Source organism: Streptomyces sp. ID05-39B (genome assembly GCF_033794725.1).
GTDB classification, from domain to species: domain Bacteria; phylum Actinomycetota; class Actinomycetes; order Streptomycetales; family Streptomycetaceae; genus Streptomyces; species Streptomyces bobili.
Genome location: NZ_JARGEF010000026.1, coordinates 32,152 through 52,454, shown reverse-complemented (window position 1 = coordinate 52,454; position 20,303 = coordinate 32,152). Strand labels below are relative to the sequence as shown.

At 72.2% G+C, this 20,303-nt stretch carries 20 protein-coding genes and 1 riboswitch; of the genes, 10 read left to right on the top strand and 10 right to left on the bottom strand.

Annotation, left to right across the window (positions count from 1 at the left end; genetic code table 11):
• The first annotated feature begins 252 nt into the window (after positions 1-252).
• The 3 genes from P1P75_RS09240 to P1P75_RS09230 all read left to right on the top strand — a co-directional run bounded on the left by P1P75_RS09240 (position 253) and on the right by P1P75_RS09230 (position 4,883).
• The gene (locus P1P75_RS09240; protein WP_319253380.1) at positions 253-2,700 is read left to right on the top strand and encodes a SpoIIE family protein phosphatase; all 2,448 of its coding nucleotides are present in this window, start codon (positions 253-255) and stop codon (positions 2,698-2,700) included.
• Positions 2,701-2,759: 59 nt separating this feature from the next.
• Positions 2,760-4,016 (top strand): SpoIIE family protein phosphatase, encoded by a 1,257-nt coding sequence (locus P1P75_RS09235; RefSeq protein ID WP_319253378.1) that lies wholly within the window; start codon positions 2,760-2,762, stop codon positions 4,014-4,016.
• Positions 4,017-4,157: 141 nt separating this feature from the next.
• Entirely contained in the window at positions 4,158-4,883 is a 726-nt protein-coding gene (locus P1P75_RS09230) for a lysophospholipid acyltransferase family protein (protein WP_319253376.1), read from the top strand.
• 80 nt (positions 4,884-4,963) lie between these two features.
• Here P1P75_RS09230 and P1P75_RS09225 read toward each other — a convergent pair whose 3' ends face one another.
• The 8 genes from P1P75_RS09225 to P1P75_RS09190 all read right to left on the bottom strand — a co-directional run bounded on the left by P1P75_RS09225 (position 4,964) and on the right by P1P75_RS09190 (position 12,090).
• Complete coding sequence (locus P1P75_RS09225) at positions 4,964-6,562, bottom strand: alpha/beta hydrolase (RefSeq protein ID WP_319253373.1); 1,599 nt, start codon at positions 6,560-6,562, stop codon at positions 4,964-4,966.
• Between the two features lie 159 nt (positions 6,563-6,721).
• Positions 6,722-7,474: an urease accessory protein UreD gene (locus P1P75_RS09220; RefSeq protein WP_319253371.1), complete on the bottom strand. Its 753-nt coding sequence runs from the start codon at positions 7,472-7,474 to the stop codon at positions 6,722-6,724.
• Between the two features lies 1 nt (position 7,475).
• A complete protein-coding gene (gene ureG / locus P1P75_RS09215; RefSeq protein ID WP_319253369.1) occupies positions 7,476-8,153 on the bottom strand; it encodes an urease accessory protein UreG in 678 nt (225 codons plus the stop codon).
• Between the two features lie 140 nt (positions 8,154-8,293).
• A complete protein-coding gene (locus tag P1P75_RS09210; RefSeq protein ID WP_319253367.1) occupies positions 8,294-8,968 on the bottom strand; it encodes an urease accessory UreF family protein in 675 nt (224 codons plus the stop codon).
• A gap of 22 nt (positions 8,969-8,990) precedes the next feature.
• Positions 8,991-10,712, bottom strand: coding sequence for an urease subunit alpha (locus P1P75_RS09205; protein WP_319253365.1), 1,722 nt, complete (start codon positions 10,710-10,712; stop codon positions 8,991-8,993).
• On the bottom strand, positions 10,705-11,016 hold the full coding sequence (locus P1P75_RS09200; RefSeq protein ID WP_319253363.1) for an urease subunit beta: 312 nt from the start codon (positions 11,014-11,016) through the stop codon (positions 10,705-10,707). Before P1P75_RS09200 ends, P1P75_RS09205 begins: the two co-directional genes overlap by 8 nt.
• Before the next feature lie 11 nt (positions 11,017-11,027).
• Positions 11,028-11,330: an urease subunit gamma gene (locus P1P75_RS09195; RefSeq protein ID WP_067256018.1), complete on the bottom strand. Its 303-nt coding sequence runs from the start codon at positions 11,328-11,330 to the stop codon at positions 11,028-11,030.
• Positions 11,331-11,442: 112 nt separating this feature from the next.
• On the bottom strand, positions 11,443-12,090 hold the full coding sequence (locus P1P75_RS09190) for a TetR/AcrR family transcriptional regulator (RefSeq protein WP_319253359.1): 648 nt from the start codon (positions 12,088-12,090) through the stop codon (positions 11,443-11,445).
• A 115-nt stretch (positions 12,091-12,205) separates the two neighbouring features.
• Here P1P75_RS09190 and P1P75_RS09185 point away from each other — a divergent pair, with 115 nt between their 5' ends.
• The 3 genes from P1P75_RS09185 to P1P75_RS09175 all read left to right on the top strand — a co-directional run bounded on the left by P1P75_RS09185 (position 12,206) and on the right by P1P75_RS09175 (position 14,553).
• Complete coding sequence (locus tag P1P75_RS09185; RefSeq protein ID WP_319253357.1) at positions 12,206-13,219, top strand: ABC transporter permease; 1,014 nt, start codon at positions 12,206-12,208, stop codon at positions 13,217-13,219.
• A 19-nt stretch (positions 13,220-13,238) separates the two neighbouring features.
• Complete coding sequence (locus P1P75_RS09180) at positions 13,239-13,514, top strand: hypothetical protein (RefSeq protein ID WP_319253392.1); 276 nt, start codon at positions 13,239-13,241, stop codon at positions 13,512-13,514.
• A gap of 417 nt (positions 13,515-13,931) precedes the next feature.
• Positions 13,932-14,076: riboswitch (cyclic di-AMP (ydaO/yuaA leader) on the top strand.
• Positions 14,077-14,079: 3 nt separating this feature from the next.
• The gene (locus P1P75_RS09175; protein WP_319253355.1) at positions 14,080-14,553 is read left to right on the top strand and encodes a C40 family peptidase; all 474 of its coding nucleotides are present in this window, start codon (positions 14,080-14,082) and stop codon (positions 14,551-14,553) included.
• Positions 14,554-14,656: 103 nt separating this feature from the next.
• On the opposite strand, the gene P1P75_RS09170 is transcribed toward P1P75_RS09175, so the two are convergent.
• Positions 14,657-15,142, bottom strand: coding sequence for an ATP-binding protein (locus tag P1P75_RS09170; RefSeq protein WP_319253353.1), 486 nt, complete (start codon positions 15,140-15,142; stop codon positions 14,657-14,659).
• A 213-nt stretch (positions 15,143-15,355) separates the two neighbouring features.
• Here P1P75_RS09170 and P1P75_RS09165 point away from each other — a divergent pair, with 213 nt between their 5' ends.
• Positions 15,356-16,228 carry a helix-turn-helix transcriptional regulator gene (locus P1P75_RS09165; RefSeq protein ID WP_150469875.1) on the top strand — a complete coding sequence of 291 codons (873 nt, stop codon included), beginning with the start codon at positions 15,356-15,358 and terminating at the stop codon, positions 16,226-16,228.
• A complete protein-coding gene (locus P1P75_RS09160; RefSeq protein ID WP_319253350.1) occupies positions 16,225-16,467 on the top strand; it encodes a DUF397 domain-containing protein in 243 nt (80 codons plus the stop codon). The genes P1P75_RS09165 and P1P75_RS09160 overlap by 4 nt, the downstream gene beginning before the upstream one ends.
• A 54-nt stretch (positions 16,468-16,521) precedes the next feature.
• On the opposite strand, the gene P1P75_RS09155 is transcribed toward P1P75_RS09160, so the two are convergent.
• Positions 16,522-17,652: an 8-amino-7-oxononanoate synthase gene (locus P1P75_RS09155; protein ID WP_319253348.1), complete on the bottom strand. Its 1,131-nt coding sequence runs from the start codon at positions 17,650-17,652 to the stop codon at positions 16,522-16,524.
• A 150-nt stretch (positions 17,653-17,802) separates the two neighbouring features.
• Here P1P75_RS09155 and bioB point away from each other — a divergent pair, with 150 nt between their 5' ends.
• Positions 17,803-19,029, top strand: a complete 1,227-nt coding sequence (gene bioB, locus P1P75_RS09150) for a biotin synthase BioB (protein ID WP_319253346.1) — start codon at positions 17,803-17,805, stop codon at positions 19,027-19,029.
• On the top strand, positions 19,022-20,302 hold the full coding sequence (locus P1P75_RS09145) for an adenosylmethionine--8-amino-7-oxononanoate transaminase (protein WP_319253344.1): 1,281 nt from the start codon (positions 19,022-19,024) through the stop codon (positions 20,300-20,302). The genes bioB and P1P75_RS09145 overlap by 8 nt, the downstream gene beginning before the upstream one ends.
• The last annotated feature ends 1 nt before the right edge of the window (position 20,303 follow it).

Below are 20,303 nucleotides of genomic sequence, written 5' to 3'. Positions count from 1 at the left end.
GGTAGGCAGGGGGGCGCGTGGCGGGCCCTTCACGGGTTCTTCGCCCCTGCTCGTCCCCGTCCTGCGGGGCCGCGCCCGAGGGGCTGCAGCCGGGTGGGCCCGGCCGCCCGCGGGCCGCTCGCCGTCGCACCCCGCCCACTGCCGGAGGCCTTCCACCGGGTGCCGGGTGAAGATGGAGTCGAGAGGTGATGGAGGACTCTCGGGATTCTTGAGGACTCTCAGCGACTTCGGAGCGCGACGGAGAGGGCGGCCGTGGGCAGTCACGACGTGGACAATGGTGCCCGTCGGTGGTTCGACGTGGCGGATGCCGTGCCGCTGCTCCTCGACGCGCGCGGTGTGGTGACCAGCTGGACCAGGGACGCCGAGCGGCTGTTCGGCTATGCGGCCGCCGAGGCGGTCGGCAAGGACCTGGCCGGCCTGCTGACCGTCGGTGACGCCGCGCGGGTCCCCGACGTGCTGGAACTGTGCCGGCGGTCCGGCGGGTGGGCCGGGCTGCTGTCGGCCCGCCGCAAGGACCAGCACCCGGTGCCGGTGATGGCACGGTTCACCTCGGCGGACGAGCCCGGCGGCCCGGGGCGCTGGCTGGTCCTGGTGAACGAGATGGGCGAGGCGCACGGCTGGAGCATGAGCCGCTCCGTGCTGGAGCAGATGGTCTCCGGGTCACCGATCGGCATCGCGATCGTGGACACGGACCTGCGCTTCGTGTGGTCGAACGAGACCCTGGCCCAGTTCGGCGGCGGTGCGCCCGAGAGCCGCCTCGGGCTGCGGCTGGCGGACGTCCAGCCGGGCTTCGACGCGGAGGCGGTCGAGGCACGGATGCGGCAGGTGCTGGAGACCGGCGAGCCCGTCGTCGGCTACGAGCACGTCGGGCGCCTGCGGGCCGCGCCGTTCCGGGAGACGGCGCACATGCTGTCGTTCACCCGTCTCGACGACGACCGCCATCGGCCGATGGGCGTGTACTACACGGTCGTGGACATCACCGACCGGCACCGCGCCCGGCAGCGCCTCGCCCTGCTGGACCGGGCGGGCCGGCACATCGGCCGCAGCCTCGACACCGCCCGGACCGCGCGGGAACTCGCCGAGGTGGTGGTGCCGGGATTCGCCGACGCCGTAGCGGTGGATCTGCTGGAGTCGGTGCTGCGGGGCGCCGAGCCCGTGGTGGAGCGGGCCGAGGCGCCGGACGGGTCCGTCGCGCTGCGCCGGGCGGGGCTGCGGTCGGCGGGCGGTGGCCCGGAAGAGGGTGCCGGGGCCGTCGTGTCCCATCCCGCCGGGTCCCCCGTGGTCGGCTGTCTGACCACCGGGCTGGCCTGGCGCGCGCAGCGGCTCGGACCGGACGCCGCGGACGAGAACTGGTACCTGCCCCCGGTGGGCGCCGGGGCGGGGCCGCCCAGCGCGCTGATCGTGCCCGTGCGGGCGCGCGGCGCCACCCTCGGCGTGACCACGTTCCTGCGCCGCTCCACGCACGAGCCCTTCGACGAGGACGATCTGACGCTGGCCGAGGATCTCGTCTCGCGCGCCGCGGTCTGCCTGGACAACGCCCGCCGCTACACCCGCGAGCGCGACGCGGCCCTGGTGCTGCAGCGCAGTCTGCTGCCGCGCCGGCTGCCCGAGCAGGACGCGGTCGAGGTGGCCGCCTGCTACCGGCCGGCCGACACGCTGACCGGTCTCGGCGGTGACTGGTACGACCTCATCCCGCTCTCGGGAGCCCGGGTGGCCCTCGTCGTGGGCGAGGTGCAGGGGCACGGCATCGACGCCGCCGCGGCCATGGGACGGCTGCGCACCGCCGTCCGTACGCTCGCCGCCCTGGAACTGCCGCCCGACGAGGTCCTCGCCCACCTCGACGACCTGGTGTCCCGCGCGCAGGAGGACGGAGACGCCCCGGAACAGGGCGACGGGGAGCCGGCGCGGGCCGCGGAGGCCCTGGGGGCCGGGTGTCTCTACGTGGTGTACGACCCCGTCGACGGGCGGTGTGCCATGGCGGCCGCGGGCCATCCCGCCCCTGCGGTCGTCCTGCCCGACGGCACGATCACCTTCGTCGACCTGCCGCAGGGGCCGCCGCTCGGCGCGGGCGGACCGCCGTTCGAATCGACCGAGCTGTTGCTGCCGGAGGGCAGCACGCTGGCGCTGCACACGGACGGGCTGCTGTCCCAGGGCGAACAGTGGACGCCGGAGGCCGGGCGGGAGCGGCTGGTAGGAGCCCTGACGGCACGGGCGGACTCCCTCGACCTGCGCTGCCGGACGGTGATCGACGCGCTGGTCCCGGACCGCCCGCGCGACGACGTGGCCCTGCTGATGGCCCGCACCCGGCGCCTGTCCCCGGACCGGGTCGCTCAGTGGGAGCTGCCCGCCGATCCGGCCGCGGTAGCCGAGGCCCGCAAGGCCGCCGCCCGCCGGCTCGCCGACTGGGACCTGGCGGAGCTGGCGTTCACGACCGAGCTGGTCGTCAGCGAGCTGGTCACCAACGCCATCCGGTACGCCACCGGCCCGATCCGGCTGCGTCTGATCCGCGAGCGCGCCCTCGTCTGCGAGGTGCACGACGGCGGCGCCACGACCCCGCACGTACGCCATCCGCGCACCACCGACGAGGGCGGGCGCGGGCTCCTGCTGGTCTCGCAGGTCACCCGGCGCTGGGGCACGCGTTTCGTCCCCGACGGGAAGATCATCTGGGCCGAGCAGTCACTCACGGACCCCGGGGTCTGACAGAGCTATCGCCGCACAGCGTGCGAAAATAGCGCAATACCGGCAGATGGGGCGTGGTCATGGACGACTCGGCGATCGACTACGCGGCGGTCTTCCAGGCCCTGCCCGGCATGGTGGCCCTGATCACCCCGGCCCTGGTGTACGCCGACGCCAACGAGGAGTTCCTGCGGGTGTCGGGCCGGCGGCGCGATCAGGTGGTCGGCCGGCACCTGTTCGAGGTCTTCCCCGACAACCCGGAGAACCCCGGCGCCAACGGGATGCGCAACCTGGAGGCCTCGCTGCGCCGGGTCATGGCCACCGGCGAACGCGACGCGATGGCCCTGCAGCGCTACGACGTGGAGTCCCCGGACCGGCCCGGGGAGTGGGACGAACGGTACTGGAGTCCCATCAACGCGCCCGTACGCGGCCGCGACGGCTCGGTGGTCCTGCTGGTGCACCGCGTCGAGGAGGTCACCGAGCTGATCCGGGCCCGTGGCGGTGGCGCGCACGACCGTAGGGGAAGCGGCCGTACGGGGAGCCGGGCCCAAGTGCTGGAGGCCGAGCTGTACACCCGCGCGCGGGAACTCCAGGAACTCAACGACCGTCTGCGGCTGGCGCACGCCCGTGAGCGCGAGGTGGCCCTCGCCCTCCAGGAGGCGATGCTGCCCGCCCGCCGCCAGGTCGGGCACCACCGGGCGGCGGTGCGCTACCGTCCCGCGGCCGGCTCGCTCAACGTGTGCGGCGACTGGTACGACCTCGTCGACCTGGTCGGCGGCAACCGGTTCGGGGTGTCGGTGGGCGATGTCGTCGGGCACGGTCTGGCGGCCGCGGGCGTCATGGGCCAGCTGCGCAGCGCGCTCAGCGCCGCCTCCCGGGTCGCGGCGGGCCCCGCCCAGGCGCTGGACGTACTGGGCAGCTACGCCCACGTCGTGGACGGCGCCGAGTCGGCCACGGCGGTGACGACGTTCATCGACTGCGACCACCACACCATCACCTACAGCAGTGCCGGCCACCCCCCGCCGGCGCTGGTGCACCCGGACGGCCACGTGGAGTTCCTGGACCGGGCCACCGATCCCCCGCTCGACGCCCGGCCCGACCCGCGGCCCCGGCCGCAGGCGGTCACCGCCTACACCCCGGGCGCCCTGCTGGCCCTGTACACCGACGGCCTGGTGGAACGGCGGCGCGAGGACATCGACACCGGCCTGGCGCGTCTCGCCGACTCCCTCACCCGGCACCGGGGCGCGGACCCGGAGGAACTCGCCGACGCCGTCCTGCTGGAACTGCTGCCGCACGGGGGCGCGACCGACGACACGGCCCTGGTCATCGTCCGGCTCTGAGCATCCGCGGCACGACGCGGGACGTCCATGCGCGCGGGTTCCGGCCGCACCGGGCCCCGCCTAGACTTGCACCCCACACATGCCGGTTGACCTGCTGGAACACGGCGGTTGAGCCGATCCGCCGGATTGAGGAGCCACCCGTTGTTCTACTACCTCCTGAAATATGTGGTGCTGGGACCGCTGCTGCGCCTGGTGTTCCGGCCCCGCATCGAGGGACTCGAACATGTGCCGGCGTCGGGAGCGGCGATCATCGCCGGCAACCATCTGTCGTTCTCCGACCACTTCCTGATGCCGGCGATCCTCAAACGGCGCATCACGTTCCTGGCGAAGGCCGAGTACTTCACGGGCCCCGGCCTCAAGGGGAGGCTGACCGCGGCCTTCTTCCGCAGCGCGGGGCAGATCCCGGTCGACCGCTCCGGCAAGGACGCGGGCCAGGCGGCCATCCGTGAGGGACTCGGTGTCCTGAGCAAGGACGAGTTGCTCGGCATCTACCCGGAGGGCACGCGCTCGCACGACGGCCGCCTCTACAAGGGCAAGGTCGGCGTCGCGGTGATGGCACTGCGGGCCGGGGTGCCCGTCGTGCCCTGCGCGATGATCGGCACCTTCGAGGCCCAGCCGCCCGGTAAGAAGATCCCGAACATCCACCCCGTGGCGATCCGCTTCGGCGAGCCCCTGGACTTCTCCCGCTACGCCGGGATGGAGGGCGAGAAGGCCGTCCTGCGCGCGATCACCGACGAGATCATGTACGCGATCCTGACCCTGTCGGGGCAGGAGTACGTCGACCGGTACGCGGCCGAGGTCAAGGCGGAGGAAGCGGCGGCGGCGAAGGAGAAGGCACGCAAGTTCCCCCGGCTGCCGAGGCGTTGAAGACGAACCGAGGGTGAACGGCATGGATGAGGGGCGGCCGGAATGATCCGGCCGCCCCTCGCTGTCGTATCAGCCGCCGGCTACGGCTTGGGCGTGGCGTGCGGGGCGCAGGTCACGTCCGCGGCGTCCAGCCTGCCCGTGAGGAGGTAGGCGTCCACCCGGGAGTTGATGCAGGTGTTGACCAGGCCGGTCACGCCGTGCGAGCCGGCATCCTTCTCGGTGATCATGCGGGAGCCCTTGAAGCGCTGGTGCAGTTCGACGGCGCCCTCGTACGGCGTGGCCGCGTCATTCGTGGACTGCACGATAAGCACCTGGGGCAGCCCCTTGTGGGTCTTGACCTCCACCGGCGTCTGCTGCTTGACGGGCCAGAAGGCGCACGGCAGGTTCATCCACGCGTTGGCCCACGTCATGAACGGGTAGTCCTTGTGGAGCCGCGTGTTGTCGCTGTTCCACTTGCGCCAGCTGGTGGGCCACTTGGCGTCGGTGCACTCGACGGCCGTGTAGACGGCGTTGCCGTTCTCCGAGGAGATGTTGCCGGCCGTGTCCGTCAGGTCCGGGGCCGCCGCGTCGACGAGTGCCTGGGTGTCCCCGGCGACGTACTTGCTGAAGACGGTGGCGACCGGGATCCACGAGGAGTCGTAGTACGGGGCGCTCTGGAAGAAGGAGATCAGCTCGGCCGGGCCGACGAGACCGCCGAGGGGGCTCTTCTTGGCGGCGGCGCGCAGCTGGAGCCACTTGGCCTGGACGGCGGCACGGGTGGTACCGAGGTGGAAGGTCGCGTCGTTGGCGGCGACCCAGTCCTGCCATTCCTTCCAGCGGCCCTCGAAGGCGATGTCCTGGTCGAGGTTGGCCTCGTACCAGATCTTCTCGCGGGAGGGGTTGACCACGCTGTCGACGATCATGCGGCGCACGTGGCCCGGGAACATGGTGCCGTAGACGGCGCCGATGTAGGTGCCGTAGGAGACGCCCAGGTAGTTGAGCTTCTTCTCACCGAGGGCGGCGCGGATGACGTCCAGGTCGCGCACGGTGTTCGGCGTGGTCATGTGCGGCAGCATCTCGCCGCTGCGCTCGTAGCAGCCGTCGGCGTACGCGCGGGCGAGCTTGATCTGGGCGAGCTTGTCGGCCTCGGTGTCCGGGACCGGATCGGCCTTGGGCGCCTTGACGAACTCCTGCGGGTCGACACAGGAGATGGGCGCGGAGTGGCCGACGCCCCGCGGGTCGAAGCCCACGAAGTCGTAGGCCTTGGCGGTGTTGGCCCAGACGGGGGCCTTGGTGGTGACCCGGCGGGGGAAGCGCAGGCCGGAGCCGCCGGGGCCGCCCGGGTTGTAGACGAGCGCGCCCTGGCGCTCCTCCTTCGTCCCGGTGTTGCCGATGCGGTCGACGGCGATCTTGATCTGCTTGCCGTGGGGCTTGGCGTAGTCGAGCGGCACGGTCACATAGCCGCACTGGATGGGCTTCTCCAGCCCCCAGTCGGCCGGACAGTCCTGCCAGTCGATGCCGGCCTTCGCGGCCCGTTCGGCGGCGATCGCGGCGCCGCGCGTCTCGCGGTCCTGCCCCGACCGGTCGCCGGTCGCGCTCGCGGTCGGTGCCATGACGGCGCCGGCGACCAGCGTGGCGGCGACGAGCGCGCCGGCCGAGCCGAGCGCCGCCGTCCGTCTGGTCGGTCGTATGTCCCTCAAGTGGGCCCTCCCCGTATCTCAGTTCGTCAGTTGGTCAGCTGCAGAACGTCAGTACGGGGATCCTTGCTGCTGTGAGGTCCCTGAGAACAGAGGTCGTTGACCTTCTTTGCCAATCCGATAACCGGAGAAGCGCGTCCCGCTCACCGGATGAACGGCGGTTCAGGGCAAGGACTTGAGGGCCTCGTCCAGAACGCGTCGCAGTCGCAGACCGTCCGGCGCGACCGCGGTGACCAGGGCGGCCGGCCCGGCCAGCGGTACGAGCGTGGCGCTCTCGCCGAGCATCCGGGCGGTGACGGGCTCCGCCGCCAACTCCGGCCGTACGACGACGATCTGGCCGACGGCTCGATGTCCCGCGAGAACGGCGGGCCCGTCCCAGCCGCCGGGAGCACCCGGCCCGCAGGAGAGTTCCTGATCGAGGACGGCGCGTCCGCCCACCCGGACGACGAGCCGGCTCGTGAGGCGGCCGGGTTCCTCACCCGCCCGGCCGAGCACCTGCTCCTCACGCAGGACGAGCCGGGCGCCGGGCGCGAGGTCGGCGCGGGTGGTGACGTACAGGTCGCTGCCCCGTGCCGAGATCAACTGCTCGGGCAGCCAACGCAGTTCACCGCCTTCGGCGACGTCGAGCCGGACGGCGTAATGGGCCTCGCCCTTGACCTGGCCGGGCAGGGCGATGGTGGCGGCGGCTGAGCCGACGCGCAGCCGGGCACCGCTGCCGACGTCCGCCTCGACGGCGAAGCGGTCACCGCCGAGGGGCCCGCTCATCGCGCCGACCAGCAGGACACGGGCCTCACCGGCGTCACCGCGGGTCCGCCGCAGCGCGAGCGGCCCGTCGCTCTCCAGCACGGGCAGGGCGGTGCCGCCGCGGCCGTCGTCCCGCGCCATGATCCGCGCGGTGGCGTGCACACCGCTCATGTCACGCCGTCCACGCGGCGAGCTGCGCCCGCACCCACGCGGCGACCTCCCGCACCCCGTCCTGGCTCCTCAACGACTGGAACACGACGGGCAGTTCGGCTCGCTGCGCCTTGGCGTCGGCGGCCATCCGGGCGAGGTCGGAGCCGACGTACGGCGCGAGGTCGGTCTTGTTGACGACGAGGAGGTCTGCGGTGGTCACGCCTGGCCCGCCCTTGCGGGGGATGTCGTCCCCGCCGGCCACGTCGATGACGAAGATCTGCGCGTCCACCAGCCCTTTGGAGAAGGTGGCGGTCAGGTTGTCCCCACCGGACTCGACGAGCACGAGATCCAGCGGCCCGACCTCGTCCTCCAGGTCCTCCACGGCTTCCAGGTTGGCCGAGATGTCGTCCCGGATGGCGGTGTGCGGGCAGGCCCCCGTTTCGACGGCGGTGATCCGCTCGGGCGGCAGCACGGCCTCCCGCAGCAGGAACTCGGCGTCCTCACGGGTGTAGATGTCATTGGTGACGACAGCCAGCGAGAACTCGTCACGCAGGGCCCGGCAGAGCGCGGCGACAGTGGCGGTCTTCCCGGACCCGACGGGCCCCCCGAGCCCGACCCGCAGGGCACGGCGCCCTCCGTCGCCCCGCCGGGCATCGGCACTGACGGCGGCGGGCCCGTGGGAGGAATGGTCACGATGCATGTACGGCTCCTATTCGACTGGCTGGGATCGTCCAGCCCGTCCGGCGATCGAGGACGAGGCCGTTCAGGCCGAAAGCGGGGTCTGAGGGCGCAGCCCCCAGGGACGGGAAGGGAAGGGAAGGGGCGGCGGGGGCGGAACCCTCAGGACGCGAACAACCGCACACCCCACCCCGCATGCGCCTGCGCCCCGATCTCCAGCAACGGCGCGGACGCGGAAGGCAGCGCGTCGACCCCGTCGGCAAGGACAGCCTCCCCCGCCGACACCGCCCGATCGACCACCAGGTCCACCTGCGGAGCAACCCGCGCCAGCACGGCCGTAGCCTCGAACGGATCGAGACTCAACAGCCGCACCACCGCGGAAGCGGACCCGCTCACACTCTCGTACGCCGCGCAGTACGCCGCGTCGAGAGCCCCGAGTCCGGCCGCACGGGCCGTCAGCCCGAGTACCACCGGCTGATGCGCACCCTTGGGGAACCCCCGGGCGAGGGCGTCCAGTTCGGGGTCGGGCCAGGTGGCCCGCGCGGCCCGCATCAGCTGCCGTCCGAGCCGGCGCGCGGCCACTCGCAGCGCGGGCGACGGCGTCCGCGCGTCGGCGGCGGCGTCCAGTTCGACGGGGTCGGCGCCGGCCGCCGTGGCCGCGGCCAGGGCCGCCGCGACGAGTCCGGCCGTGTGCAGCCGGCCCCGGCAGAAGTCCTCCAGGCTCGCCGCGTCGGTGATCCGCCCCGCCTTGACGGCCTCCTCCGCCCCGCCGGAGTGCGCGTGCCCGCCGGCGGGGAAACGTCCGTCGGCCAGGACGAGAAGCGCGGCCCTGCTCATCGCCAACCCGTCTTCCGGCTCATCAGAAGAGGAAGTAACGCTGGGCCATGGGCAGTTCGGCCGCCGGCGTCGCCTCGACCAGTTCGCCGTCGATGCGTACGGCGAAGCTGTCGGGGTCGACCTCGACCCGCGGGCGGGCGTCGTTCTCCCGCATGTGGGCCTTGGTCACGCCGCGTGTGGAGTCGATGACGAGGAACTTCTTGCCGAGCTGGAGCCGTTCCGGGAGCCCGTCCTCGATCGCCGGCGGGGCCACGAAGTTGAACGAGTTGGAGGCCGGTGCCCGCCCGATGGCCCCGAACATGGGGCGAGGCAGGATCGGCTGCGGGGTGGGGATGGACGCGTTGGCATCGCCCATCTGCGCGTACGCGATCTGCCCGCCCTTGATGACGAGGTGCGGCTTGACGCCGAAGAACGCCGGTTCCCACAGGACGAGGTCGGCCAGCTTGCCGGTCTCGACGGAGCCGATCTCGCGCGCCAGGCCCTGCGCGAGCGCGGGGTTGATCGTGTACTTGGCGATGTAACGGCGTACGCGGTGGTTGTCCGCGTGGCCGTCCCCCGGCAGTGCGCCCCGGCGTCGCTTCATCACATGTGCCGTCTGCCAGGTCCGCAGGATCACCTCGCCGACCCGGCCCATCGCCTGGGCGTCGGAGGAGATGATCGAGATGGCGCCGAGGTCGTGGAGGATGTCCTCCGCGCCGATCGTGGAGGGCCGGATCCGGGACTCGGCGAAGGCGAGGTCCTCGGGCACCGCCGGGTTCAGGTGGTGGCACACCATCAGCATGTCGAGGTGTTCCTCGGCGGTGTTGACGGTGTACGGCCGGGTCGGGTTCGTCGAACTCGGCAGCACGTGCGGCTGGGAGACGACCGTCATGATGTCCGGCGCGTGCCCGCCGCCCGCGCCCTCGGTGTGGTACGCGTGGATGCCGCGCCCGGCGATCGCCGCGAGGGTGTCGCCGACGAATCCGGCCTCGTTCAGCGTGTCCGTGTGGATGGCGACCTGGATGCCGGTGCGGTCGGCGACCGTGAGGGAGGCGTCGATGACGGCAGGCGTGGAGCCCCAGTCCTCGTGCAGTTTCAGGCCCAGCGCGCCGCCCCGGATCTGGGAGAGCATCGCCTCGTGGGAGACGGTGTTGCCCTTGCCGAGGAAGCCGATGTTGAGCGGGTACTGCTCCATCGCCTCCATCATGCGGGCCAGGTGCCAGGGGCCGGGCGTGACGGTCGTCGCCTTCGAGCCCTCGGCCGGTCCGGTGCCGCCGCCGACCAGGGTGGTCACGCCCGAGGACAGCGCCTCGTCGGCGATCTGGGGGCAGATGAAGTGGACGTGCGCGTCGACCGCGCCGGCCGTGAGGATGCGTCCGTTGCCGGCGATGACCTCGGTCTCCGGCCCGATCACCAGGTCCGGGTGCACCCCGTCCATGGTGTCCGGGTTGCCGGCCTTACCGATGCCGGTGATACGGCCGTCGCGGATGCCGATGTCGGCCTTGACGATTCCCCAGTGGTCGATGACGACGGCACCGGTGATCACGGTGTCCGGGGTGCCCTCCGCGCGCGTGGCACGCGCCTGGCCCATCGACTCGCGGATGACCTTGCCGCCGCCGAACACGGCCTCGTCCCCGGCGAGACCGGGGCCGCCGCTGCGGTCCTCCTCGATCTCGACGATCAGATCGGTGTCGGCGAGCCGGATGCGGTCCCCGGTGGTCGGGCCGAACAGGTCCGCGTACACGGCGCGCGAGATCTCAGGCATCGAGGGCACCTCCGGTCTCCCCGCGCAGTCCGGGCACGATCCGGGCGCCGGCGAGCGGGACGAGTTCGACGTCGACGGGGATCCCGGGTTCGAAGCGCACGGCGGTGCCGGCGGCGACGTTCAGCCGCTTGCCGCGCGCGGCGGCGCGGTCGAACTCCAGGCCGGGGTTGGCCTCGGCGAAGTGGTAGTGGGAGCCGACCTGCACGGGCCGGTCGGCGGCGTTCAGGACGGTCAGCCGGGTGACCTCGCGGCCCGCGTTGCAGACGATCGGGTCCGAGGCGAACAGGAACTCTCCGGGAATCATCGAGGCCCCTCTCAGACGATCGGGTCGTGGACGGTGACGAGCTTGGTGCCGTCCGGGAAGGTCGCCTCGACCTGGACGTCGTGGATCATCTCGGGGATGCCCTCCATGACGTCGTCGCGGGTGAGCAGCTTGCGGCCGGAGGCCATCAGCTCGGCGACGGTACGGCCGTCCCGGGCGCCCTCCAGGATGTGTGCCGTGATGAGCGCGACGGCCTCGGGGTGGTTGAGCCTGAGCCCACGGGCCCGGCGCTTCTCGGCGACGTCGGCCGCCACATGGATCAGCAGCCTCTCCTGCTCGTGCGGGGTCAGTTGCACGTCCCACCTCACATCCTCGCTCCGGACCGTGCGGGGCCCGGTTGCCGCGGCCATTCGGCAAAGTGCCTGGTGGCGTGGAGGGGCAGGCTAGTTGGACCGCATTTCGGCGACGTTAACCGAGCGGTGATCCCGAAGGGCGCGGCTGTTCGGCCGGCACGCTCATCAGGGCGCGCAGGCCGTCGCGCAGGACGTCGACGGGGGCCGGGCCGAAGAGGGCCTGCTGGGCGATGAAGCCCGTCACGGCGGCGATCATCGTGCGGGCGACGTGGTCCGGGGCGATGTCCGTGCGCATCCGGCCGGCCTTCTGGTAGCCCTCGACGATGCGGCCCCAGGCCGCGCGGACCGAGTCGTACCCCTCGCGCAGGACTGCCGCCAGTTCGGCGTTGCGGGGGATCTCCGACCAGGCCTGGACGACCAGGCGTGGGAAGGCGGGCACACCGTCGACGATCAGGGACTCGCGGGCGGCGAGGGTGCGGCCGAGGACCGAGGCCACCAGGAGGTCGAGGGGTGGCGGCGGGCTCTGCCGGGCCGCCTCCTCGAAGGCCTCGCGGACCCCGCCGAGCACCTCGAAGACGATCGCGGCGATCAGTTCGTCCTTGCCGCTGAAGTAGCGGTAGACCGCTCCGGCCGAAAGGTCGGCCTCCTTGAGCACGTCCTGCATGGACGTGGCGTGGAAGCCGTTGCGGGCGAAGCAGAGCGCGGCTGCGTCGAGGATCTGCCGGCGGCGGGCGTCTAGGTGGGCCTGGGATACACGTGCCATGACGCCCAAACTAAAACGAACATTCCTTCTTGACAAGCCGCATCGATCCGGCGCACGGTGGTGGTCACCTAAAACGAACGATCCTTCTTTTTGATCGCCCTCCTGGAGGAACCCCATGTCCACCGCTTCCGCCCCCGCCGCGAGGGGCCCGGCCCTGCGAGCGATCGCGGTCGTCCTCCTCGTCCCGCTCCTTTCCGCGCTCGCCCTGTGGGCCTTCGCGTGGCCCGCCGCGCGCACCGCGCCCCGCGACCTCCCGCTCGGCGTGGCGGGACCGCCCGCCGCCACGGCGGGCATCGAGGAGAAGCTGACTCGGCAGCAGGGCGCCTTCGAGATCCATCACTACGCCGACGAGGCCGCCGCCCGCGCCGCCATCGAGGACCGGACCGTATACGGCGCCGTGGTCGTGACCGCCCAGGGCCCCGAGCTGCTCACGGCCTCGGCCGCGAGCCCCGTGGTCGCCCAGTTGCTGCAGCAGGCGGTGACCGGACAGGCCGCCGCCGAAGGGGGTGAGGTGCCGACGGTGGACGTCGTCGCCGCCCCGGCCTCGGATCCGCGCGGCGCGGCGCTCAACGCGAGCGTGCTGCCGCTGGCGATCGCCGGTATCGCGGCGGGCGCGGTGGTGACCCTGCTCGGGCTCCGCGGGGTCCGCGCCGCGCTCGCGCTCGTCGGGGCGGCGGCCCTGGTGGGCGTGGTCGCCGCGGCGCTCGCACACAGCTGGCTCGGCGTGCTCACGGGCCCGTGGTGGGCGGAGGCGGCGACGCTCGGCCTGTCCATGCTGGCGGTGGGTGCGGCCGTGGCCGGGTGCGCGGCCCTCCTGGGCCCGCCGGGCATCGGGGCGATGGCGTTTGTGGTGATGTTCCTCGGCAACCCCTTCTCCGGGGCGGCCTCGGCGCCGCAGATGCTGCCCGAGCCCGTCGGGGCGATCGGCCAGTGGCTGCCGCCGGGCGCGGGGAGCACGCTGCTGCGCTCCGTGGCGTTCTTCGACGGCGCGGCGGCGACCGGCCCCGCCCTGACCCTCACCTGGTGGGCCGTACTCGGCCTGGGTGCGGTCGGGCTGGGCGACGCACTCAAGCGGCGGCGCAAGGAGGACGGACCGACTCCGGAGCGCAAGCCCGCACTGGCCGGCTGAGGCACGCCACCCCGCGGCGCTGACCCGCGCCGAGGCCGAGCTGATCGACCGTTACCTGGAGGTGGTCGACCTGGTCGGCCGCATCAACCCCGCCCGGCACGGCGACACCTACGGCGGGCTGCGGGCCGCCCAGGCGCTGGTGAGCCGGGCGACCGCGCTGCGGGACGCGCTGACGCTGATGCATCAGCGGGGCGAGAGCGAACTGCACGCGCCGACGCTCGCGCGGGCGCTGCGCGTGCTCGACGGGGAGCGCCGTACGGCGCGCGTCACGATGCCGCCGCTCTCCGACAGTTGACCCGGGGCCATCCGGTCCGGGCGGCCGGCGCCGTGTGGGTGACGTCCGGGCCACGACTCAAACGGACCAAATGGCGTACCCCTGTTCGGAGTACAGGTGATTGCCTTCTCCGACGCCCAGAAGTTGCGCGCAGCGGGGAGGAAGTGGGCGGAATCCAGGGTTCCCGCGCTGGTCGGAGGCCCTATGGCACCTTGACACCTGATCGAACATCAGGGTGTCCACCCGAACGGGTGAGTGGTGAGTAACCCCACAAATCCCCGGTTCCGTTGGGATTTTCGGACATCGGTGAGCCAAGATCCCTGACTGACGACAAGCCCCCGCCACAAGCGGCGGGGCGGTCCGGGCGGACGCCGAGTCCTGCCGCCGCCCGGATGCCCGAGTCGACAGAAGTGCATCGGCAGGAGTGGAGGACCCGAGCAAGACGGGTCGCCGGACCGGAACGTCCCCGCGAGGGGAGGCGCCGGGCCGAGCAGCCCTTGGGGTGAAGCCGCAGCTGCGGCCGGGCAACTTCGCCAGCCCGAATCCGACAGGTCATCCTTCACAGGCGGCTGACGAAGGGTTGCGCATGACTGCGCTCAATCGTGTCCCGTCGCTCATGGCCCGGGCCGGTACGGCCTCGGCGTTCGCCATCGCCGCCGTGGGCGGCTCGATCGTGGTGCCGGGTGTCGCCTCCGATGCGGCGGCTGCCACGCCGGCGACGAAGGCACTTCAGATCGCGGCTTCGAAGAAGGGCTCCCCGTATCGGTACGGGGCCGTCGGGCCGAACAGGTTCGACTGCTCCGGGCTGACCATGTACTCGTTCAAGAAGGCGGGCAAGAAGCTGCCGCGCACCGCCGCCCAGCAGTACAACAAGACGCGACACATCTCCGCCGGCAGCCGCAAGGCCGGGGACCTGGTGTTCTTCCACTCGGGGTCGAACGTCTACCACGTCGGGATCTACGCCGGTAAGGGCAAGATCTGGCACTCACCGAAGACCGGGGACGTGGTGCGGCTCCAGAAGATCTGGACCAAGAGCGTCTGGTACGGCCGGGTCAAGTGATCTCCCGGGGCGGTGGCGGCGTCCTGACGCGCCTCCACCGCCCCGGGATCCACTCGTGGCCCCTGGGGCCCGCTTTGCGGGTGCCAGCGGCCCCTGGCGCCCGTCAGGGCTCCTGCTGCCCCACCGCCGGCACCGGTTCCACACGCCCGACGGGACCGGTCTGCTCGGCGGGGACCGTCCAGGGCAGCTCGATGAAGACGGTCTTGCCGCCCTCGCGCGTGGGGCGGACCCGGAGCCTGCCGCCGCACTCGGCGGTCAGCCATCTGATGATCACCATGCCTCGGCCGTTGTCCTGCTGGACGGCGGCCGGCAGTCGCTGGGGAAAGCGCGGATGACTGTCGGTGACTCCGATGTGCAGCCGCTCGTCACGGTCGAGGACCACGTCCACCGTGAAGGTGGGTGACTGCCCGAAGGTGTGCTGCACGGCGTTGGTGGCGAGTTCGGAGACGATCAGCCGGACGGTGTCGGCCAGCTCGGCGGTGGCGGGAAGACCCCACTGCGCGAGGGTGTCGAGCACGTAGTTGCGGGCCGTGGACACCGAGGCGGGATCGCTCGGCAGAGTGACGGATGCTTCCAGGTGGTCTGCCATGGCGACGTCGTCCCTTTCCCACGGGACCGGAGTCCGACACGGTGCGGATGGTTCGAGTACGGTCCCGGACTGGTGCTTCGTCGCCAGAGTGCCATCACCGCACCGGTCACGGGTGAGGATCCACCAAGATGTGCATATATCTGTCGCTCGATGCGGTGAACTCTGGTAGGGCGGAGCGTATATGGGGGGCCCTGAAGGAGTAAGGAGGATCCCATGCAGCACGGTCCCGCGGTGCGCCGCCGGAAGCTGGGCGCCGAACTGCGGGCGCTGCGGTCCCGCGCGGGGCTCACCAGTGGTGAGGCGGCCCGGCTCGTGGGCTGGCACCAGTCCAAGGTGAGCCGGATCGAGACCGGCACCAGCAGTACGAAACCGGCCGATGTGCGGTTACTGCTCGACGCCTACGGCGTGGACGACGCGCAACTGCGGGAACTGATGCTGGCTTTGGCCGGCTCGGTCGAGGGTGACGGGCGGGAGCACTGGTGGCACGCCTATCGCGGGGTCCTGCCGCCCACCTACCGGGACTTCATCAGCCTGGAGTCGCAGGCGAGCGCGATGCGCACCCTGGAGACGACCGTCGTGCCGGGACTGTTGCAGACCCCGGCGTACGCCCGCGCGGTGACCCGGGCCGCGGTGGAGGGCCTTGACGAGGACCGGCTGGACACGCTGGTGGAGGTGCGGCTGGCCAGGCAGGACGTCCTGCGGGCCCGGCCTCCGCTGAGGATGGACGCGGTGCTCGACGAGGCGGTGCTGCGGCGGGAGGTGGGCGGCCCCGAGGTCATGGCGCAGCAGCTGGAGCGACTGGTGGAGGCGGCGCGGTTGCCCCAGGTCAGGCTGCAGGTGCTGCCGTTCAGCGCCGGGGCGCACATCGGCGTCACCGGCCCTTTCGTAATCTTCTCGTTTTCGAGCGCTTCTGATCTGGATGTGGTTGTTCTCGACCACTTGACGAGTAGCCTCTATCTCGAACGGAAAGAAGACCTCCAGGCCTACACCGAGGCCTTCAACGCCCTTCGGGCACACGCTCTTTCGCCCGGGGACTCACTGGATTACCTCGCCGCGCTAGGTGACGCGCGTAAGGAGGCACCATGACCGCTCCGCCTCGCAACGTCCCCTCCAGCACCGATCCGCCCGGTCTCCCCCAGCCGTGTGAATTGCGGTGGCTGCGCAGCAGCTACAGCACGGGAGCCAACAACTGCGTCGAGACGGCCCGCCCGGCCTCCGGGCCATGGGCCGGTCTGCTCGCCGTACGAGACTCCAAGGACCCGGCCGGGCCCGCCCTGCTCTTCTCCCCCGAGAGCTGGACGGACTTCACGGCCGCGTTCCGCTGACCCCTGCCCGACCAGCGGCCACCGTCCGCCGGCGCCCGGCCGTGTCACGCCGACTCATGGTCGTGTCTCGCCGATCACCCGTACAGCGCGTTCGATCTGCTCCTGAGTGAGGTCGGCGCGGGCGGTCAGCCTCAGGCGTGAGATGCCGTCGGGCACGGAAGGAGGGCGGAAGCAGCCCACGGCCAGGCCTGCCGACCGGCAGTCCGCCGCCCATCGCAGGGCCCCCTCCGGGGACGGAGCCCGCACGGAGACGACCGCGGCGTCCGGACGCACCGCTTCCAGACCCGCGGCCGTCAGGCGTGCGTGCAGTTCGCCCGCCACCTCACGCGCGCGCGCCGCTCGTTCCGGCTCGCGGCGCAGCAGCGTCAGGGCGGCTAGGGCCGCGCCCGCCGCCGCCGGGGCGAGGCCCGTGTCGAAGATGAACGTCCGGGCCGCGTTGACCAGATGGTCGATCACGCGTGCGGGGCCGAGCACGGCGCCGCCCTGGCTGCCCAGCGACTTGGACAGCGTGAGGGTGACGACCACGTCGTCGGCGCCCGCCAGTCCCGCCGCGTGCGGGGCCCCCCGGCCGCCGCCGCCGAGGACGCCGAGGCCGTGGGCGTCGTCGACGACCAGCCCGGCGCCGTGCTCCCGGCAGACCTCGGCGAGGGCGGCCAGCGGGGCCGCGTCCCCGTCGACGGAGAAGACCGTGTCGGAGACCGCCACGGCCGGGCCCCCGTCCCAGGTGTCCAGCGCCTTGCGCACGGCGTCCGGGTCGGCGTGCGCGACGACCTGCGTCGTCGCGCGCGCCAGCCGGCAGCCGTCGATGAGCGAGGCGTGGTTGCCCGCGTCGGACACGAGCAGGGAGCCGTGCGGAGCCAGCGCGGTGACCGCGGCGAGGTTGGCGGCGTACCCGGAGGAGAAGACGAGGGCCGCCTCGAAGCCGCAGAAGTCGGCCAGTTCCCGCTCCAGTTCGGCGTGGAGTTCGGTGGTGCCGGTGACGAGCCGGGAGCCGGTCGCGCCACCGCCCCAGGTCCGCGCGGCCCTCGCCGCGCCCTCGGTGACCTCGGGGTGCCGGGCCAGGCCCAGGTAGTCGTTGCTCGCGAGGTCGAGGAGCGGCGACTCGGCCGGACGGGGGCGCAGCGTCCGTACGAGTCCGGCGCTCCGGCGCAGCCGCGCCTGCTCGTCGATCCAGCCGAACGCCATGGCTCGTCCTCCGCGGAATTTGTAGGCAGTGGACAGACACTAGCCGCACGGCTCGTATCCCATGGTGTGGCAATACCCACACCTCCAATGCCCTGTGTTGTACGAACTCTCCCTGGCCCGGAAACGGCCGGTAAGACAGGATCGGCTCTCATGGACCTGCTGAACACGCTGGTGGACAAGGGGCTTCGGCGCGAGCTGCCGACCCGCGAAGAGGCGTTGGCCGTCCTGGCCACGTCCGACGACGACCTGCTCGACGTGGTGGCCGCGGCCGGAAAGGTGCGCCGTCACTGGTTCGGGCGACGGGTGAAACTCAACTATCTCGTCAACCTGAAGTCGGGCCTGTGCCCGGAGGACTGCTCCTACTGCTCCCAGCGACTCGGCTCCACGGCCGGGATCCTCAAGTACACCTGGCTCAAGCCCGACGAGGCCTCGCGGGCCGCCGCCGCGGGGCTGGCCGGGGGCGCAAAGCGCGTCTGTCTGGTGGCGTCCGGGCGCGGCCCGACCGACCGGGATGTCGACCGGGTCTCCGAGACCATCAGGACGATCAAGGACCAGCACGAGAGCGTCGAGGTGTGCGCCTGCCTGGGCCTGCTCTCCGACGGTCAGGCGGAGCGGCTGCGCGAGGCGGGCGCGGACGCCTACAACCACAACCTGAACACGTCCGAGGAGACGTACGCGGACATCACGACCACCCACACGTACGCCGACCGGGTGGACACGGTGCAAAAGGCGCACGCGGCCGGTCTCTCGGCCTGCTCGGGGCTGATCGCCGGCATGGGCGAGTCGGACGAGGACCTGGTCGACGTCGTCTACTCGCTGCGCGAACTGGACCCGGACTCCGTGCCGGTGAACTTCCTGATCCCGGTCGAGGGAACCCCGCTGGCCACGGAGTGGAACCTCACCCCGCAGCGCTGTCTGCGCATCCTGGCCATGGTGCGGTTCGTCTGCCCGGACGTGGAGGTGCGCATCGCGGGCGGCCGTGAGGTCCATCTGCGCTCGATGCAGCCGCTCGCGCTGAACCTGGCCAACTCCATCTTCCTCGGCGACTACCTCACCACCGAGGGCCAGGCCGGACAGGCCGACCTCGACATGATCGCGGACGCCGGGTTCGAGGTGGAGGGCGCGGGCGAGGTGACCCTGCCGGAGCACCGGGCGAGTGCCGGCTGCGGGTCCCACGAGGCCGCAGGCGGCTGCGGTTCGCACCAGGGCGGCGGTGTCTGCGGGTCCCACGAGGACGGCGGCGGCGTCTGCGGGTCCCACGAGGACGGCGGCGGTGTCTGCGGGTCGGTTCCCGCGGCGCCGGCGAACGAGGCCCGTACGGACCTGGTCGCCGTCCGTCGCCGGGGCGCCGGTACGGACCTCGCTCCCAATGCCTGAGGGGGCCGTGTCCGAGCTGCTGGATCTGGACCGGCGGCACGTGTGGCATCCGTACGGTCCGATGCCGGGCAGGGTGGACCCGCTCGTCGTGGAGTCGGCGAGCGGGGTGCGGCTGCGGCTCGCGGACGGCTCGGGCGAACTGGTCGACGGCATGTCGTCCTGGTGGTCGGCGATCCACGGCTACGGCCACCCGGTGCTCGACGAGGCCGCGCGGTCCCAGGTCGGGCGGATGAGCCATGTGATGTTCGGCGGGCTCACCCACGAGCCCGCCGTCCGGCTGGCGAAGCTGCTTGTCGACATGTCGCCCGAGGGTCTTGAGCATGTGTTCCTCGCCGACTCCGGGTCGGTGTCGGTCGAGGTCGCGGTGAAGATGTGCCTCCAGTACTGGCGCTCGCTGGGCCACCCCCGCAAGCAGCGGCTGCTGACCTGGCGCGGCGGCTACCACGGCGACACCTGGCAGCCGATGACCGTGTGCGACCCCGAGGGCGGGATGCACGACCTGTGGACCGGGGTCCTGCCCCGGCAGGTCTTCGTCGGCCCGCCCCCCGCGGAGTACGACGAGGCGTACGCCGGTGAGCTGCGGGCGGCGATCGGGCGGCACGCCGACGAGCTGGCCGCGGTGATCGTGGAACCGGTGGTGCAGGGCGCGGGCGGGATGCGGTTCCACTCCCCCGCGTATCTGCAGGTGCTGCGCGAGGCGTGCGACGCGCATGACGTGCTGCTGGTGTTCGACGAGATCGCAACCGGTTTCGGGCGCACTGGCGCGCTGTTCGCGGCGGACCACGCCGGGGTGACCCCGGATGTGATGTGCGTCGGCAAGGCGCTGACCGGCGGCTATCTGACGATGGCGGCGACGCTGTGCACACCTCGGGTGGCCGACGGCATCTCGCGGGGCGAGGTGCCGGTGCTGGCCCACGGTCCGACGTTCATGGGCAACCCGCTGGCCGCGGCGGTCGCCTGCGCCTCGATCGAGCTGCTCCTCGGACAGGACTGGCTCGCCGAGGTCCGGCGGATCGAGACGGGCCTGCGCGAGGGGCTCGCTCCGGCCGTGGACCTGCCCGGCGTGAAGGACGTACGGGTGCTCGGCGCGATCGGGGTCGTCCAGCTCGACCACCCGGTGGACATGAGGACCGCCACCGAGGCCGCCGTGCGCGAGGGCGTCTGGCTGCGGCCGTTCCGCGACCTCGTCTACACGATGCCGCCGTACGTCACCGGCGACGAGGACGTGGCACGGATCGCGCGGGCGGTGTGCGCGGTGGCACGGGAGGGATGAA